General features: G+C 73.8%; 19 protein-coding genes. 6 read left to right on the plus strand and 13 right to left on the minus strand.

Annotated elements, in window-relative coordinates:
• The first annotated feature begins 110 nt into the window (after positions 1–110).
• Positions 111–962: a phosphatase PAP2 family protein gene (locus GFJ45_RS00815; RefSeq protein ID WP_153392923.1), complete on the plus strand. Its 852-nt coding sequence runs from the start codon at positions 111–113 to the stop codon at positions 960–962.
• Positions 963–1,278: 316 nt separating this feature from the next.
• Complete coding sequence (locus GFJ45_RS00820) at positions 1,279–2,484, plus strand: HNH endonuclease signature motif containing protein (protein WP_153392926.1); 1,206 nt, start codon at positions 1,279–1,281, stop codon at positions 2,482–2,484.
• A 149-nt stretch (positions 2,485–2,633) separates the two neighbouring features.
• On the opposite strand, the gene GFJ45_RS00825 is transcribed toward GFJ45_RS00820, so the two are convergent.
• The 10 genes from GFJ45_RS00825 to GFJ45_RS00870 form a co-directional block, all read right to left on the minus strand.
• Positions 2,634–3,452: an ABC transporter permease gene (locus GFJ45_RS00825; protein ID WP_153392929.1), complete on the minus strand. Its 819-nt coding sequence runs from the start codon at positions 3,450–3,452 to the stop codon at positions 2,634–2,636.
• Positions 3,449–4,348: an ABC transporter ATP-binding protein gene (locus GFJ45_RS00830; RefSeq protein ID WP_153392932.1), complete on the minus strand. Its 900-nt coding sequence runs from the start codon at positions 4,346–4,348 to the stop codon at positions 3,449–3,451. The genes GFJ45_RS00825 and GFJ45_RS00830 overlap by 4 nt, the downstream gene beginning before the upstream one ends.
• A gap of 154 nt (positions 4,349–4,502) precedes the next feature.
• The gene (locus GFJ45_RS00835) at positions 4,503–5,078 is read right to left on the minus strand and encodes a hypothetical protein (protein WP_153392935.1); all 576 of its coding nucleotides are present in this window, start codon (positions 5,076–5,078) and stop codon (positions 4,503–4,505) included.
• Positions 5,079–5,386: 308 nt separating this feature from the next.
• Positions 5,387–6,106, minus strand: a complete 720-nt coding sequence (locus GFJ45_RS17025) for a glycosyltransferase (protein WP_153392938.1) — start codon at positions 6,104–6,106, stop codon at positions 5,387–5,389.
• A complete protein-coding gene (locus tag GFJ45_RS00845) occupies positions 6,016–6,507 on the minus strand; it encodes a glycosyltransferase family protein (protein ID WP_153393040.1) in 492 nt (163 codons plus the stop codon). Before GFJ45_RS00845 ends, GFJ45_RS17025 begins: the two co-directional genes overlap by 91 nt.
• 258 nt (positions 6,508–6,765) lie before the next feature.
• Positions 6,766–7,446 (minus strand): response regulator, encoded by a 681-nt coding sequence (locus GFJ45_RS00850; protein ID WP_228386287.1) that lies wholly within the window; start codon positions 7,444–7,446, stop codon positions 6,766–6,768.
• Positions 7,422–8,624, minus strand: a complete 1,203-nt coding sequence (locus GFJ45_RS00855; RefSeq protein WP_228386289.1) for a sensor histidine kinase — start codon at positions 8,622–8,624, stop codon at positions 7,422–7,424. The genes GFJ45_RS00850 and GFJ45_RS00855 overlap by 25 nt, the downstream gene beginning before the upstream one ends.
• On the minus strand, positions 8,621–9,463 hold the full coding sequence (locus GFJ45_RS00860; protein WP_228386291.1) for an ABC transporter permease: 843 nt from the start codon (positions 9,461–9,463) through the stop codon (positions 8,621–8,623). Before GFJ45_RS00860 ends, GFJ45_RS00855 begins: the two co-directional genes overlap by 4 nt.
• Positions 9,435–10,394, minus strand: a complete 960-nt coding sequence (locus tag GFJ45_RS00865; RefSeq protein WP_228386293.1) for an ABC transporter ATP-binding protein — start codon at positions 10,392–10,394, stop codon at positions 9,435–9,437. The genes GFJ45_RS00860 and GFJ45_RS00865 overlap by 29 nt, the downstream gene beginning before the upstream one ends.
• Complete coding sequence (locus tag GFJ45_RS00870; RefSeq protein ID WP_228386295.1) at positions 10,391–11,002, minus strand: hypothetical protein; 612 nt, start codon at positions 11,000–11,002, stop codon at positions 10,391–10,393. The genes GFJ45_RS00865 and GFJ45_RS00870 overlap by 4 nt, the downstream gene beginning before the upstream one ends.
• Positions 11,003–11,136: 134 nt before the next feature.
• On the opposite strand from GFJ45_RS00870, the gene GFJ45_RS00875 reads away from it, so the two are divergent.
• The 3 genes from GFJ45_RS00875 to GFJ45_RS00885 are packed head-to-tail and all read left to right on the plus strand — an operon-like array spanning position 11,137 to position 12,232.
• Positions 11,137–11,712, plus strand: a complete 576-nt coding sequence (locus tag GFJ45_RS00875; RefSeq protein ID WP_153392941.1) for a DinB family protein — start codon at positions 11,137–11,139, stop codon at positions 11,710–11,712.
• Between the two features lie 58 nt (positions 11,713–11,770).
• A complete protein-coding gene (locus tag GFJ45_RS00880) occupies positions 11,771–11,971 on the plus strand; it encodes a hypothetical protein (RefSeq protein WP_153392944.1) in 201 nt (66 codons plus the stop codon).
• Entirely contained in the window at positions 11,972–12,232 is a 261-nt protein-coding gene (locus GFJ45_RS00885) for an OsmC family protein (protein ID WP_153392946.1), read from the plus strand.
• A gap of 15 nt (positions 12,233–12,247) precedes the next feature.
• Here GFJ45_RS00885 and GFJ45_RS00890 read toward each other — a convergent pair whose 3' ends face one another.
• The 3 genes from GFJ45_RS00890 to GFJ45_RS00900 all read right to left on the minus strand — a co-directional run bounded on the left by GFJ45_RS00890 (position 12,248) and on the right by GFJ45_RS00900 (position 14,107).
• Complete coding sequence (locus GFJ45_RS00890; protein WP_153392949.1) at positions 12,248–12,928, minus strand: GAF and ANTAR domain-containing protein; 681 nt, start codon at positions 12,926–12,928, stop codon at positions 12,248–12,250.
• Positions 12,929–13,000: 72 nt separating this feature from the next.
• Positions 13,001–13,843: a thioesterase family protein gene (locus tag GFJ45_RS00895; protein WP_153392953.1), complete on the minus strand. Its 843-nt coding sequence runs from the start codon at positions 13,841–13,843 to the stop codon at positions 13,001–13,003.
• A 54-nt stretch (positions 13,844–13,897) separates the two neighbouring features.
• Complete coding sequence (locus GFJ45_RS00900; protein ID WP_153392956.1) at positions 13,898–14,107, minus strand: dodecin; 210 nt, start codon at positions 14,105–14,107, stop codon at positions 13,898–13,900.
• 99 nt (positions 14,108–14,206) lie between these two features.
• Between GFJ45_RS00900 and GFJ45_RS00905 the strand changes: the two genes are divergently transcribed.
• Positions 14,207–15,232: a DUF2891 family protein gene (locus GFJ45_RS00905; protein WP_153392959.1), complete on the plus strand. Its 1,026-nt coding sequence runs from the start codon at positions 14,207–14,209 to the stop codon at positions 15,230–15,232.
• Positions 15,233–15,274 lie beyond the last annotated feature (42 nt).

A 15,274-nucleotide genomic window follows, 5' to 3' on the forward strand; every position in this document is an offset into this window, starting at 1 on the left:
GATGGTAGCCACCTGGGCGCCGATCCGCCCGGTGACGCCGAGCGCTGGCGGCAGGTGAGCAAGCCGGCCACGCCCCATACTGGGTGGTTCCGCGGAAAGGACTGCCCCCCATGCCCCCTCATCATGCCCGCCGGGCCAGGGACGGCTTCGACGAAGAGCTGCATGAGGACCGTCACCTCGGTCGCTGGGAGCTGACCCGGTGGACCTCGCCGCTCGGACGCCTGCTGCTGGCGCTGGCGCGGTGGGTGGGACGGCTGCTGGGGCCGCACCACACGCTCGTGCTGGTCCTGGCGGTCGGGGCCGTGCTGGCCTCGACGATGACCTGGCTGGCGGGGGAGACCTACGAGGACGTTGCCGACAGCGACGGCGTGGCCCGGCTGGACGAACCGCTGTTGGAAGCGATGGGCGAGCTGCGGACGCCATGGCTGGCGAGTGCGGTCACCGCCTTCACCGACCTCGGCAGCGCGGTGGTCATGCCCGTCCTGGCCGGCGCAGTGATGATCGGCCTGGCCGTTCGCCGCCGCTCCTGGACCCCGGTCATCCTGATTGCCGGAGCGGGTATCGGCTCGGTCCTGATGACCATCGCCGGCAAGGACCTCGTCGGGCGGGCCCGCCCGCCGCTGAGCGCGGCCGTGCCACCGTTCGAGAGCTCCCCGTCCTTCCCCTCCGGTCACTCCCTCAATGCCCTGGTCGTCGCGGGGGTCATCGCCTACCTGCTGCTGCTGCGGCAGCGATCACGCTGGGCGCGGGTCGTCACGGTGACGGTCGCCGCGGTGTTCGCCGGCGCCATGGGGCTGAGTCGGGTGTTCCTGGGGCACCACTGGTTCACTGACGTGCTCGCCGCCTGGACCCTCGGTGCGGGCTGGCTCGCGGTCGTGATCACCGCCCACCGTCTGCACCTCACCCTCCGCCATGACCCGCGCCGGCAAGCCGGACCCCGCGACGCTGGGGAGCCGCCCTGACCCGACGGCCGGAGGAGTGGTCTGCGCGCGCCGGTGGCCTGCGCTGACCGCGGTTGCTGTCCACACCGAGGCGCTCGGTGTGGTGTCGTCCACATGGGAGTGGATCCGCCGGTTGCTGTCGGTGGTGCGGCTTATCCTGGACATGAGTTCGAGGCGATGGGGCCACGGGCGCACGATCTCGTAGAAGAGGGAGCGAGCGAGGGTGACCACGACGACACCGCGACCGCCGGTGGTTCACGCCGGCCAGGGCCGGGCGGGGGGTGACAGGCCGGCTCCGCTCAGCGGCGGTGGCCGTGGTGGCGGGGGCGCTGGCGCAGTGACGGTGACGGCGGTCGCGCGGTCCCGGGAGCAGCTGGCTCACGGCCGGGAGGCGGCCGGTGAGGTCGCGATGTTCACCGGCCGGGAGCTGGCGGAGGGGATTGCGGCGTTGGGTGGGCTGCGGGTGGAGCTGGAGGGGCTGACGGTGCGCCTGGTCGCCGAGGCCATTGAGCGCGGTGAGTACCTGGAGTCCGGGCTGTCCCCGCACGACTGGGTCGCGGCCCGGTGCCCGTGGCTCTCGGGTGCTGAGCGGTCCGAGCTGGTCACCGTGGCCATGGGGATCGGTGAGCCCGCGCACCGGCCGGTCCGGGACGCTGTCTGCGAGCAGGGCCTGCCGGTCCGTCGCGCCGCCCGCGTGCTGCGGTGCCTGCAGCGGGTGCGCGGCGTGACCGACCCGCAGACCTATGCCCAGGACGTCGAGGTCCTGCTGTCGGTGGCCACCGACTCCCGGTTCAGCGATGGTGAGCTGAAGCGGGTGACCGATCACCTGTTGTCGGTCGCGCTGGAGGACAAGATCCACGACGCCAAGGAGCGGGCTGTCCGGCAGCAGCGCGGGGTCAACGAGTCTTCGCTGGCCGACGGGTCGCTGACCCGGTTCGTGGTCACCGCCGACGCTGAGGGTGCGGCGCTGATCCGCGCCATCCTCGCCAGCCCCCTAGCCGCACCGGCCCCTGACGCCGACGGGCCCGACCCTCGCACCGCCCCCCAGCGCCGCTACGACGCGCTCACCACCGTGCTGGGCCGTGGCGTCGCCGGGGCGGAGGGGCAGCCCACCACCCCTAAGGCCCAGCTCGTGGTCCAAATCCGGTGGGACCACCTGCGCCAGCAGCTGACCGGCACCGGCACCACCCTGCTCGGTGACACCCTCACCCCGCAGGCGGTGCGCCGGCTGGCGTGCGAGGCAGACCTCATCCCCCAAGTGCTCGGCACCGCAGGGGAGATCCTGGACCAAGGCCGCCGACGCCGCCTGGTCACCCCCGGCCAACGCACCGCCCTGGCCCACCGCGACCGCGGCTGCACCTACCCCGGCTGCACCACCCCCGCCCCCTGGTGCGACGCCCACCACATCACCCCCTGGTCCCACGGCGGACCATCCGACCTGACCAACTACGCCCTGCTCTGCCCGCGGCACCACACCCGGGTCCACGACCACGACCTCACCGCCACCATCACCACCACCGGCGTCCACTGGCAACACAGATGACCCCGCCCCAACCCGGCCGGTCACCGGCCGGGCCGTCGACCTGCCCGCATCCAGCGAGGATCCGGTCAACACACGAGGCCGCGCCCCGGGCACCAGCCGCAGGTGCCGGGACGCGGCCCGTCTGTGGTAGCGGCGAGGTCGCCGCCGGGTCAGGCGGTCTTGATCTCCGCCCGTTGCAGCCGCAGCAGGCCGAGCAGCATCGGAAGCGCGACCCACAGTCCGGTGGTCGTCGCCAGCTGGGCCCACTGCTCGCCGGTCATCGACTGGTCCATGAACAGCGGCTGCTGCGCGGTCGCCAGGTCCAACCACGGGGCGATGTCCCGCAGCTGCTCGATGAGGGTGAACAGGATGTTGAACGCGATCGGCAACACGAAGTACAGCACGATCGCCGCGGCGCTGTTGAGCAGCAGCAGCCCGAACGCCAGACCCTGCAGGATCGCCAGCAGCTGCAGCAGCACCACGTTGCCGACCTCGCGACCGCCCACGTCCCAGGCGCCAGCGGCGGGGTCCATCGCGCCGGCGAGCGCGTTGCCGGCAGCCGCGACGCCCATGAGGATCGCCACCGCCGCCAGCCCGATCAGCACGGCAGCGATGATCTTGGCCAGCACCACCAGCCCGCGGCGCGGCTCCAGGGTGAAGGTGCCCAGCCCGGTGCGCTGACCCCACTCGCTGGTGATCAGCAGGATGCCCAGCACCGGCAGCAGGAACCCCTGCGGGGTGACCGTCACCCCGACGAAGCCCCAGAAGGTGTGCGCCTCCTCGGGGGCGAACAGCAGGTACAGCACCACCGCCGCGGCGGTGATCACGGCCATCGCGGCGAACAGCCAGATGCCGGCTCGGGTGTCGACCATCTTGCGCAGCTCGACCCGAACCAGCCGGGTGAGCGGCACCTTGGGCCGGTCGAGGGCGTCGGTCGTGGCCGCCTCGACGGCCGGCGGGGTGGTGCTGTCGGTCTCGGTGACGCTCATGCGGCGGCTCCTTCCCGGGAGTCCTCGGCGGTCAGCTGCAGGAACATGTCCTCCAGGCCGCCGCCACCGGCCGGCCGCAGCTCGGTCAGCACCAGCTGCTGCTCGGCGGCGATCCGGCCCACCTGGACCGGGTCGGCCTCGACGGCCAGGCCGCCGGCGGAGGTGGTGGTGACGTTCAGCCCGGCGCGCTCGAGGGCGGCGGCCAGCGCCGGCTCGTCGAGAGCGCGGGCGACGGTGCCGCTACCGGCCAGCAGCTCCTGGGTCGAGCCCTGGGCCACGATCTTGCCTCGGCCGATCACGACCAGGTCGTCGGCGATGACCTCGACCTCGCGCAGCAGGTGGGAGCTGAGCAGGGCGGTCCCACCACGGTGGGTGAACTCGCTCAGCAGGCCGCGCATCCATCGGATCCCGGCCGGGTCCAGCCCGTTGGCCGGCTCGTCCAGGATCAGCACCGGGGGGTCGGAGAGCAGCGCGTTGGCGATGCCGAGACGCTGCCGCATGCCGAGGGAGTAGCCGCCGACCCGCCGCTTGGCCTCCTTCGGGGTGAGCCCGACGAGCGCCAGCATCTCGTCAACGCGGGAGCGGTCCAGCCCCATCACCATCGCGCTGAGGGTGAGCACCTCCCGGCCGCTGCGACCGGAGTGCTGGGCGGAGGCGTCCAGCAGCACGCCCACCGAGCGGCCCGGGTTCGGGATGTCGTGGTACGGCCGCCCCAACACGTGGGCGGTCCCGGCGGTGGGGCGGGTGAGACCGCACAGCATCCGCATCGTGGTGGACTTGCCGGCACCGTTGGGGCCGAGGAATCCGGTGACGCGCCCAGGGGCGGCGGTGAAGGTGACGTCGTCGACGGCGACGTGCTCCCCGTAACGTTTGGTCAAGTTTCGGCACTCGATCATGCCCCCACCCTCACAGCCGGGCCCGGCGTCGCGGATCCCCCGCCAGGGTGATCTTCCCCCGCAGGCGCCTCCCCCTGCGGTCGCACGCCGGCGGGTAGCGGCCCAGGGGCACCTCAGGGTGGATCCGGAGCCGGCCGCTCGCGGGCCGGGCGGTTCAGCTGGTCTGGCCGTCCTGGACCGGGGCGGTCGGGTCGGCGCAGAACCGGAAGTCCTTCCCTCGTGCGGCGTGGTAGCTGAACAGCTCCCCGGCCGCCCGGAGCACCAGCTGCTCGCCCGGGACGAGCGCCTGGCTGTACATCATGCCCGGCTGCGGGCACCCGTGTGAGCCGTCCGGCCAGGTGACCTCCGCCCAGCCGGCCACCACCACGTCCGCCTCCGGGACCTCCAGCCGGCGGGCCAGGTCGCTGATCGCCGCCTGCACCCGCGGCTGCTGGTCCAGGTCGGTGGGGACCGGTCCGGTCGGCAGGGGGGCAGGGTCGCGAGTGGGCTCCAGTGGCGTCACCGCGTCCTCCTCAGGCTCGGTGGGGGCAGGGCTCGATGGCGATGGGTCGACCGGCTCGGGGGTGGTGCGCTCGGGGCCGGACTCGGTGGTCGCAGGGGCGGTCTGCGCCTGCCCGTCACCCTCACCGGGGGCGGTGCCGTCGGTCATTCCGCACCCGGACAGCGCCACCGCGAGGAGCGCGGCAGCCGCGACCTGGGCGGGGAGCTGGCTGGCTGGGGCTGCGGACATCGTGGTCGTCCTTCCTCGCGGCCGGGCGGTTACCCAGTGGGACGCGGGCGAGCCCGCCCGGGATCCGCTCCCGCGGCGGCCGGCCGCGTCGGCCTCTGCCGCCAGTCTGCCTGACGGCCGCGGGACGGGATCCTCGCGGCAGGCTCGACGGTGCAGCTGGCCCGAGGGGGGGCCGGGGTGCCGCCCCCTGCGACGACACCCCGGTCCGCCCCCTCGGACGCCTCCCCCCGCGCCGCCGCTCGCCCCGAACGGCCCTCCCAGGCGCATGTGCCGGGCCTTGCCCGGGGCCCGACACCCCATAAGACGCTTTATCGGGGCCGGTGGTTGCCTCGCGGTCGATGTGATCTGCGCCACAACCTGCGGATAGGGCCAACGGGTTCTTCCTGCAGCAGATGTACCAACGACTGGACCGAGGCGTGAGGGTCTCCGGCGCCTGCTGAAAGCGGCGTGGGAGAGGTCAGTTCTTGCTCGACGGTGGCGTCTAGGTCAGCGGTGTCCACGAGCACCTGAACCAAGCCCATCTTCGCCGCCCATCTGGCGAACCGCTGCTGGTGGTCGTCCACGTGCTCCCCACGACGGGGGTCGCGCGGCACCACGACCGGCGTGTGGCCGCTTGTCCGTGCGTCGACCATCGTGCCCGGACCCCCGTGGGCGATGACGGCGCGAGATGATTGCACCAGGCCCCGTAGCCCTGCCTGGTCGAGGATGCTCACTCCGGCAGCCACCCGGGGGGCACGCGAGTGTCCATACTGGACAAACACGCGGCGGTCAGGGTGCTGGCTCGCCCAGGTGTCAGCCCAGTCCACCAACCGATCGAATGGATGATGATCCGTGCCTAGCAGGACGACAACATCCGGCGAGGTCGTCGCGTTCGCTGCTTGACGAGCGTGGTCATGGGTGAGTCCGGGCCCCCTACTCGGTGTTTCGTCGTGCTGGTTCACAACAAGGGTCCGATCACGTGGGCTCCCGGATAGATCCGGGTCTGCTCGTGCCACTGCACGCACATCACGTCCGCAAATGGGCGGCACAGTCGTGCCGTAAGCGTGGGCGAGTCGACGCGGTCATAGACCTCGATATAGACCGTCCGGCACTTTCGTCGCAGCGAGGCCAGGACGAAGAAGGGCACCGCCACCCCAGCTCCCGTGCTGACCACGATCGTGGGCTGGAAACGGCGCAGCAACTTCCAAGCGATCCGGGTGTTACGCAGCAGATTCCCCAGATGCCTGGTTGTGGGCCACGCCGCCCAGGTGACGTCCGACTCCGCCGCTAACTGCGCATGGGCATCTGGGGTGGAAAACGTGCACCACCCGCGAACAGAAGCCTCCCACCATGGACGCAGCGCCATGAGCTGGGCGAGGTGGCCGCCGCTCGACCCGACGAGTAGGATGCGTTCCTGAGAACGGGCAGTGACGGGCCGCCCGGGGGTCATGCTGAGGACCGCAGGACGCAGATGCTGCATGCGAATGGCTGGGCGTCGCTCAACCGCGACGTCGGGTGAGCGACCTTTCACCCTGCCCTCCTCTTCCCGAGGCGCCTCCCCCGACGACCCGGACCCGGCCCGGCCCCCGTAGAGGCATTCTTGACCCTCGCTTGACGTTGAGCCAGGCCCGTTACTCAATCGTTACCAGGATGCGTCCGTCTTGGACGCACATGCAGACGAGTAGCCATGCGCCAAACGCGGCGGGAGCTAGCCCACCAGTCCCGACTGGTGGGCGAAGACCACCAGCTGCGCCCGGTCCCGAGCGCTCAGCTTGATCATCGCCCGACTGACGTGGGTGCGCGCGGTCGCCGGGGAGAGCACCAGCCGCTCGGCGATCTCGGCGTTGGACAGGCCCTCACCAACCAGCGCCACCACCTCGCGCTCCCGGTCGGTGAGCTCGCCCAGCGCCGGGTGCGGCCGGCGGGCGCGCGGCCGCTCCTGGACGAACCGCGCGATCAGCGTCCGGGTCACCGACGGCGACAGCAGTGCCTCGCCCTCGGCCACCAGCCGGATCGCCCGCACCAGCTCGGCCGGCGCGGCGTCCTTGAGCAGGAAGCCGCTCGCCCCGTGCCGCAGTGCGGTCACGACGAACTCCTCGGTCTCGAACGTCGTCAGGACCACCACCCGCACGTCAGTGAGCTCGGGGTCCTCGGTGATGCGGCGGGTGGCTTCGAGGCCGTCGATACCGGGCATCCGGATGTCCATCAGCACCACGTCGGGCCGCAGCCGTCGGGCCGCCTCGACCGCGGCCAGCCCGTCGGCAGCCTCGCCGGCCGGCTGCAGGCCGTCCTCGTGCTCCAGCAGCGTGCGCAGCCCCATCCGCACCAGCTCCTGGTCGTCGGCGACGAGCACCCGCACCGGGGTCACCGGGGTGTCCCCGGCAGCCACGCCCGCACCTGAAACTGTCCCCCACCCGGCCCGGCCTCGAGCCGGCCGCCCAGCCGCGACACCCGCTCCCGCATCCCCGCGATGCCGCTGCCGGACGGCTGCCCACCGATGGCGCCGGTGCCGTTGCTGGCCACCGTGATGCGCACGCCGCCATCCTCGACCGTGACGGCGACCCGAGCAACGCGCCCCGGACTGTGTCGCAGCACGTTGGTCAGCGCCTCCTGCACCACCCGGTATGCGGCCAGCTCGCCGGCGGCGTCCAGCTCAGCAGCGGCCTCCTCGGCCACGGTCAGCTCCACCGCCAGCCCGGCCTGCTCCATCCGCCGCCCCAGCGCCGGCAGGTCAGCCAGCCCGAGCCCGGGGGTGCCGGTCCCGGCGGCCGTGGCGGTGCCGGGCGCGGACTGCTCGCCCTCGGGGTCGCGTCGCACCAGGTCAAGGGTGGCCCGCAGCTCGGCCAGTGCCTCCCGGCTGGTGCGGCTGATCGCCTCCAGCGCCTCGGGCGTGCGCTCGGGATCCTTGTCCCAGACGTGTCGGGCCACGTCGGCCTGCACCGTGATCGCGACCAGCCCGTGGCCGACGACGTCGTGCACCTCCTGGGCCAGCCGCAGCCGCTCGTCGGCGACCCGCTCCCGCACCTGCTCGGCCCGCTCGCGCGCGGCAGCCAGCCGGGACTGCCGCACCGTCGCCCCGACCGCGTACGGCACCGCCACCCACGCGGTGGCCGGCGCCAGCGCGACCACCCACGGCAACGGTGCCCGCCCGAGGACGACGTGCAGCAGCACCAGCAGCAGCGCCCCGGCCGCCGCGGCGACCGACCGTCGCCACGGCTCGTGCCGCGCGACCGTGTACACCGCCACCGCCAGGCACAGCAGCATCGGCCCGTAGACGTACCCGAGCAGCAGGTAGGTGCTCACCGCGGCCGCCACCACCCCCAGCACCGGCACCGGCCACCGGCGCCGGACCGCCAGCGTGAGCGCCGCGGCCAGCACCAGGACCACGCCCGGGGCGTCCAGCAGCCGCACGTCCGGGGCGTCCGGCCACGCCGGTCCCGGTCCGGGGCCGGGCCCGCCGCGCTGCGCGCCGAGCGTGCCGACGATCGCCAGTGTGGCCACCGCCAGCGCCAGCCCGGCGTCGGTGACCTGGGACCGCACCGGCATGCCGCCTGCCTCCTGCCTCATCGCACGTCACGTCGCCAGAACACCCAACCACCCAGCAGCGCCAGCGTCACGAGGTAGCAGCCCAGCACCGCGACCGCGTGTCCCGGGCCGACCAGGTCCTGCACGCCCGGGGTGCTCGCCGGAGCGCCCAGCCAGTGCACCAGCGACCCCGCGTTGGGTCCGGGCAGCCACCGCTGCGCCTCGGCCACCTCCGTCAGCAGGGGTGCGGCGAGGGCGGTGAGCAGGTTCTGCACCGCCAGCACCCACACCAGCCCGAGACCGACCGGCAGCGCCACCGACCGGAGGAGCACCGCCAGCACCACGCCGACCACCGCCCAGGTGCCGGTGATCAGCCACGCCGAGGCCAGGCCGGTGACCACGTCGGCGGCTGCCGGCCAGGTGGCGGCGGCATCCTCCGCCGCGGCAACCGTCGCGCTCGCCGCCGCGGCGGCCAGCAGCGACGCGGCGGTGAGGGCGCCGGCGCCGAGGGCGGCGACGGCGACCTTGGCCGCATACACCCGCACCCGGCCGGTGCCCTGCAGCAGCAGCGTCTTCCAGGTCTGCCAGCCCTCCTCGCTGCCGACGACCAGCGCGCCCAGCACCAGCGCCAGCGCCCCGGCGAAGACCGGCGTCCCAGCGGTCGCCGACCCCAGGAAGGCCGCGGGCAGCATCGCGGCCAGGCCGCGGTCCGAACCGGGCGGACCGGTGGTGCCGGCCGCGTACCCGGCGTAGGGCACCACATACCCGAACACCAGCGTCAGCGTCACCGCCACACCGACCAGCAACCCGTGCACCGGCCGCCTGGCCTGCACGGCCAGCTCGGCCCGCAGGTCAGTGCGCAGCCACGACAGCAGCGTCATCGCCGACCTCCTCCTGCTCGTTCTCGTTCCGTGGAAACCCGGTGCCCTCGCCGGTCAGCGCGAGGAACGCCTCCTCCAGGCTCGGCTCCACCCGGGCCACCTCGTGCACCTCCAGGCCGGCCCGCACCAGCGCCGCCGTGACGCGCGGTGCGTGCTCGGCCGCGACGGGTCCGGGCCCGGCCACGTCGGCGACCACCCGGTCGGCGTGGGCCTGCGGGCTCGCCCGTACCCGCAGCCGGACCCCGGCCTGCGCGCGGAGCTCGGCCACCGTGGTCACGGTGCGAAGGCGGCCGTGGGCCATCACCGCGACCCGGTCGCACACCTGCTGCACCTCCCCGAGCAGGTGGCTGGACAACAGCACCGTGCACCCGGCGCCGGCCAGCGCACGCACGGTGGCGCGCATGTCAGCCATGCCCTGCGGGTCCAGCCCGTTGGTGGGCTCGTCGAGCACCACCAGCGCCGGGTCCTTCAGCAGCGCCGCGGCCACGCCCAGCCGCTGCTTCATGCCCAGCGAGTAACGGCCGTACCGGTCCTGAGCGCGCCCGGTGAGGTCGACACGGGCGAGCACCTCCTCCACCCGGGCGCGGGGCACGCCGGCGCGCGTCGCCAGCGCCCGCAGGTTGGCCCTGCCCGACAGCGCCGGGTAGAAGCCGGGACCCTCCAGCAGCGCCCCGACCTGGTCCAGGTAGCCCGGGCCGGGTCGCCGGCCCAGCACCCGGACCTGCCCGCTGGTCGGCCGCGCCAGGCCGAGCAGCAGCTGCATCGTGGTGGTCTTGCCAGCGCCGTTCGGGCCCAGCAGTCCCAGCACCTCACCGGACCGCACCTGCAGGTCCAGTTGGTCCACGGCGGTGCGCGAGCCGTACCGCTTGGTGAGCCCCACCAGCTCCACGGCGGGCCGGTCGGCGACGGTGTCGCTCCGCGCCGCCCTCACGGCCGGTCTCCTCGACCGGCGCGGGAGCCGCGCACCCGGCCCCACGGCTTGGTGACCGACAGCAGGTAGGCGGTCAGCACCGCGGCCGTCGACACCACCGGCGGGAACACCAGGTCGCCGGGCGTCAGGTCGGCGGTGCCGCCGGACTGCCACGACGCGGCCGCCTCGGCCATCGCGTCCACCTGCGGTGTCAGCGCCACCAGCACCAGGACCACCAGCACCACCGTGATGACCAGCTTGGCCGCCACCCACCAGTACCGCACCAGCCCGTACCGGGTGCCCAGCGCGAGCACCAGCCCGGTCACCAGCGTGGCCAGCGAGGCCACCAGGAGTGGCGGCAGCACGAACTGCTGCAGCGCCAGGTAGGCCAGGGCCCGCTCGGACTCACCGCCGGTCACGGCGGTGCCCACCAGCACCGCCATCACGATGTCGGTGCCGAGCCAGACGCCGGCGGCCGCGAGGTGGGCCAGCAGGACCGCCTGCCGGCCGTTGCGGGAGAGCCGCGGCCGCGCCCGGCGCGCGGGGCGCACCTCCTGCGCCCGTGCCGCAGAAGCACGCGTCGCGTCGCGTGCGCTGCCGGACGCGTATGTGTGCTGCGTCGTCGTCATGGGACCTCCTCAAGAGGTGAGCTGTCCCGACCACGGTCCGCCGTCCGGGCCGCCACCGCGTCCGTCCCGGAGCGACACCTGCGCTACGTCACGGGGCGTAGCGGCGCAGCCGGCCGCTCTGGCAGCCTCGGAGGATGAGCACCCGTCCGACTCCGCCCCCGAAGGAAGCCAAGGACTGGACCTGGGTGCTGGGGGAGCCGTGCCCGGACTGCGGCTTCGACCCGGCCGCGGTCCCCGACGCCGAGCTACCGGCGCGGCTGGAGCGGGCCCAGCAGGGCTGGGCGGACGTGCTCACCGAACCGAGTGCGACCGGGGCCGGCCGCCGCGGGCGGGAGGCGGCGCGGGAGCGGCCCGCCGCGCCGACGTGGGCGCCGCTGGAGTACGCCTGCCACGTGCGTGACGTGTGCACCGTCATGCGGCGCCGGCTGAACCGGATGCTCACCGAGGACGACCCCGAGTTCGCCGACTGGGACCAGGACGAGGCGGCGGTGGCGGAGGACTACCTCGGGCAGGACCCGGGCTGGGTGGCCGACGAGCTCGAGGAGGAGTGCGCCGCGCTCGCCGCCGCCTACGCCGAGGTCACCGGGTCGCAGTGGGACCGGCCCGGCCGGCGCAGCGACGGCCACCGGTTCACGGTCCGCACGCTGGGCCACTACGCGCTGCACGAGCTGGAGCACCACCGGTGGGACGTGGGGGCCAGGCCGACGTGACCGGTTGCTCCCCGGGCGCGACCGCGTCACCCTGGGAGTTCGATGAGAGGAGCCCGTCATGGGTGAGGTGGCCTACGTCTCCGAGGTGCGTGTGGAGCGGGAGGGCGGCCCGGTGCGCCGCGCCTACCTGCCGGTGGAGAACGACCCGGTGTGGTACGGCGCGCACGGACCGGTCCGCGAGCACTACGGCTACCCGGAGGGGGAGTTCGACGACCACGCCACGACGCTGGACCACGTGGTCGCCGCCGCCGCTGGTTGAATGACCGGGACGTTCGCCGGTGCCCTCAGGGCCCGGGGAATCGATCCCACCGGTCTGGTGGGACACGCCCGCGGAGAGATCGAGCTCGACGGCAAGGTGCTGGTCATCAAGCGCATCCGGTTCACCTACACCGGGGTGGAGATCCCTGCGGAGAAGCAGGAGGCGGCCGAGCGCGCCCTGCGCACGCACCACCGGTCCTGCCCGGTCTCGCGCAGCATCGAGGGCTGCATCGAGATCTTCACGGGCTGGGGCCAGGGCTAGCCCGGCCGCCGTCGCTCAGCGCTGGTCGGCGTCGCGGACCACGCGCTCGGCCAGGTCGCGCAGCCGCACGTTGCTGTTGCGGGACTGCTGGACCAGGGCGGAGAAGGCCTCGTCCGCGCTCAGGCTGTGCCGGGCCATGAGGATGCCCTTGGCCTGGCCGATGACGTCGCGGCTGGCGAGCGCCTCCTCGAACTGCCCGTGGCGGGCGGCCGCCACCAGCGCCACCGAGGCGTGCACCGCGAGGATCTTGCCGATGTGGATCGACTCCTCGGTGTAGGCCTCGGGCTCGGTGCTGTAGGTGTTGATCGCGCCGATGCGCTCGTCGGGGTCCTCCAGCGACAACTGCAGGCTCAGCATGCTGCGCACGCCCAGCTCCTTGACGCGGGCGGAGTAGGCCGGCCACCGGGTGTCGCTCTCGGTGTCGCGCAGCAGGGCGTAGTACTGCTCCCAGGCGGCGCTGATGCACGGCCCCTGTCGCGTGGCCACCTGGGCCTCGTCGGCTGCCATGGGCAGCTCGTCGGTGCTGGCGAGGGTGTCGATCCCGATACCCTTCCTGGCCAGCGAGATCGAGGCCTTCTCGGCGCCGGGGATCAGCCGGCAGGCTGCCTCGGCCACCGACAGCGCGGTGGCCTCCAGGCCCTCGGCCGACTGGAGCTTCCTGGCGAGGTCGGCCAGGTCACGGGAGAGGTCAGGCACGGGTAAAGTGTGTCACGCCGCGACCCGTCGTTGGGGAGGACTCGTGACATCGGCGGTGCCGGCCCGTGCGCGTCAGCGACTCTCACCCGCCCGAGCGGCGCCGGTCGCCGTCGCTGCCGCGCCCTCGGGCATCGGCCGGACGGTGAGCACCTGCTGGGCCCGGCCGACCGGGCCGTGCACGTCGTGCAGCACCGTCGAGGTCACGCCGACGCCGCTGCTACCCCAGGTCACGGAGGTGTCCAGGCCGACCCAGCCGGCGGTCGGCTGCCGGTAGAGGTGGATGGTGAGGTCGGTGTTCGGGTAGAGCCAGCGGCGCGGGTCCTGCCGGGTCGCGATCCCGTTGGCGGTGTCCACGAGGCCGACGAAGCGCGCGGTCTCGGAGCACGCCTCGCCGGCGACGAGGCCCAACGGGCTGCGCAGCCACGCCCGCCCCCGGCCCGGCCGGCGTCCGGGGACCGCGCGGAACTCCAGGGAGCTGATGTAGCCGCCGCTCCAGACCTCCTCCATGTCCTGCCAGGGCGGGACCTCCTCGGGGTGCGGCATCGGCTCGTCCTCGAGGGCCGCGACCGCCGAGGTGTCCTGCCGGGCCAGCCGCCAGGCCCTCGCCCGCACCACCGGCCGGCCCTGCGTGGAGGCGGTCGCCTCGACCAGCTCGATGGTGCGCCCGGGCCGCAGCGTGCGGGTCTCCACGGTGGTCTCCTCGGCGTGAATGATCCCGAGGATGTCGAAGCTGACCCGACCCAGCTGCAGGTCCTCCCGCGGGTCGTGCGACTCGATGGCGTGCACCAGCAGCCCGGAGACCGGCGCCATGTGCTGCTCGATGTCCCGCCAGGCACCCTGGGCGTGGATCGTCGGCTGGTAGCGGTCGCCACCCCGGGCCACGTAGTACGCGTCGACGTCGGTCGGCAGGTTCATGGCCCGAAGCCTATGGGCCGGCCGTCGTACCGCTCGGCGGGGTGGCCGCGCGACTCAGCCCTCGACGCGGAAGCCCAGCTTGATCCCGACCTGCCAGTCGGCGACCTTGCCGTCCTCCAGGTGGCCGCGGATCTCGGTGACCTCGAACCAGTCCATGTTGCGCAGCGTCTTGCTGGCCGTGCTGAGCGCGTTGTTCACCGCGGCCTCGACACCGTCGGGAGAGCTGCCCACGATCTCGGAGATGCTGTAGGTGTGGTTCGGCATCGCTGGCTCCTTCGCTACGGCTGACCGGGTCACGCCCGGCTCCTCGCCAACCTAGTCGCGGTGGGCGCCGCCCGTCAGCAGCTGCGGCACCATGGCCCGGTGACCTCCAGCCCCGCCGTCCCCGCTGCCGCCTGGGCCCGGATCGCCCGGCACGTCCTGCAGACCGCGTACCCCTACGCGTCCGGACACGTCGCCCGCGGCCCGGGCGACACCGACATCACCCCCGAGCGGCTGCACCCCGCGTTCCACGGTGCGCTGGACTGGCACTCGTCGGTGCACATGCAGTGGTCATTGGTGGTGCTCACCACCCGGTACCGCGACGCGCTGGCGGCCGCCGGTGAGCTGGACCCGGCCCGGGACCTGCTCGCCGACCGGCTCACCCCGGAGCACGTCGCCGTCGAGGTCAGCTACCTGCGGGAGCGCCCCGGGTTCGAGCGCCCCTACGGCTGGGCGTGGGCGGCGCGGCTGGCGGCCGACGCCCCACCGCCGCACCGGGAGGCGCTCGCCCCGGTGGCCGAGGTGGTCGCCGAGCACGTGCTGGCCTGGCTCCCGGCGCAGGCGTACCCGGTGCGCCACGGCAAGCACGCCAACGACGCGTTCGCGCTGCGGCTGCTGCACGAGGCGTTCAGCCGGCTCGGCCGGGACGACGTCGTCACGGCGGTAGCGGCCCGCGCCCGCGAGTGGTTCGGCGCCGACACCGACTGGGACACCAGGGACGAGCCGGGCGGCACCGACTTCCTGTCGCCGGCGCTGGCCGAGGCCGAGCTGATGCGGCAGGTGCTGCCGGCCGACGAGGCGGCCGCGTGGGTGGCGGCGTTCCTGCCCGGTCTGGGCGCCGGACGGCACGGCCACCTGCTGCAGGTGCCGCGGCTGGGTGACGACCGCGACGGCCAGCTGGCGCACCTGCTCGGGCTGGCGTTGTCCCGGGCCTGGCAGCTGCGGGCGCTGGCGCCGCTGCTCCCGCCGGAGGCAGCCGCTACCGCGCGGGCCGGCGCCGACGCCCAGGAGGCCGCGGTCCGGCCGGCCATCACCGAGGGCGACTTCATGGCCACCCACTGGCTGGTCAGCTTCGCGCTGCTCGCCGCCGGGGAGGGCGCCCCCACCTCCCGCCGACCCTCTCGGTAGGACAACAGGTGCGCCCGAGCGCACCTGTTGTCCGACGTTGTG

The organism is Ornithinicoccus halotolerans, assembly GCF_009602535.1.
Taxonomy (GTDB): domain Bacteria; phylum Actinomycetota; class Actinomycetes; order Actinomycetales; family Dermatophilaceae; genus Ornithinicoccus; species Ornithinicoccus halotolerans.

Excerpts from the sequence above, each read along its gene's own strand:
- GFJ45_RS00870 (WP_228386295.1), bottom strand. The coding sequence starts at position 11,002 with ATGACGACGACGCAGCACACATACGCGTCCGGCAGCGCACGCGACGCG.
- GFJ45_RS00885 (WP_153392946.1), top strand. The coding sequence starts at position 11,972 with ATGACCGGGACGTTCGCCGGTGCCCTCAGGGCCCGGGGAATCGATCCC.
- GFJ45_RS00875 (WP_153392941.1), top strand. The coding sequence starts at position 11,137 with ATGAGCACCCGTCCGACTCCGCCCCCGAAGGAAGCCAAGGACTGGACC.
- GFJ45_RS00900 (WP_153392956.1), bottom strand. The coding sequence starts at position 14,107 with ATGCCGAACCACACCTACAGCATCTCCGAGATCGTGGGCAGCTCTCCC.
- GFJ45_RS00845 (WP_153393040.1), bottom strand. The coding sequence starts at position 6,507 with ATGACCCCCGGGCGGCCCGTCACTGCCCGTTCTCAGGAACGCATCCTA.
- GFJ45_RS00825 (WP_153392929.1), bottom strand. The coding sequence starts at position 3,452 with ATGAGCGTCACCGAGACCGACAGCACCACCCCGCCGGCCGTCGAGGCG.
- GFJ45_RS00880 (WP_153392944.1), top strand. The coding sequence starts at position 11,771 with ATGGGTGAGGTGGCCTACGTCTCCGAGGTGCGTGTGGAGCGGGAGGGC.
- GFJ45_RS00895 (WP_153392953.1), bottom strand. The coding sequence starts at position 13,843 with ATGAACCTGCCGACCGACGTCGACGCGTACTACGTGGCCCGGGGTGGC.
- GFJ45_RS00855 (WP_228386289.1), bottom strand. The coding sequence starts at position 8,624 with ATGAGGCAGGAGGCAGGCGGCATGCCGGTGCGGTCCCAGGTCACCGAC.
- GFJ45_RS00860 (WP_228386291.1), bottom strand. The coding sequence starts at position 9,463 with ATGACGCTGCTGTCGTGGCTGCGCACTGACCTGCGGGCCGAGCTGGCC.
- GFJ45_RS00815 (WP_153392923.1), top strand. The coding sequence starts at position 111 with ATGCCCCCTCATCATGCCCGCCGGGCCAGGGACGGCTTCGACGAAGAG.
- GFJ45_RS00835 (WP_153392935.1), bottom strand. The coding sequence starts at position 5,078 with ATGTCCGCAGCCCCAGCCAGCCAGCTCCCCGCCCAGGTCGCGGCTGCC.
- GFJ45_RS00830 (WP_153392932.1), bottom strand. The coding sequence starts at position 4,348 with ATGATCGAGTGCCGAAACTTGACCAAACGTTACGGGGAGCACGTCGCC.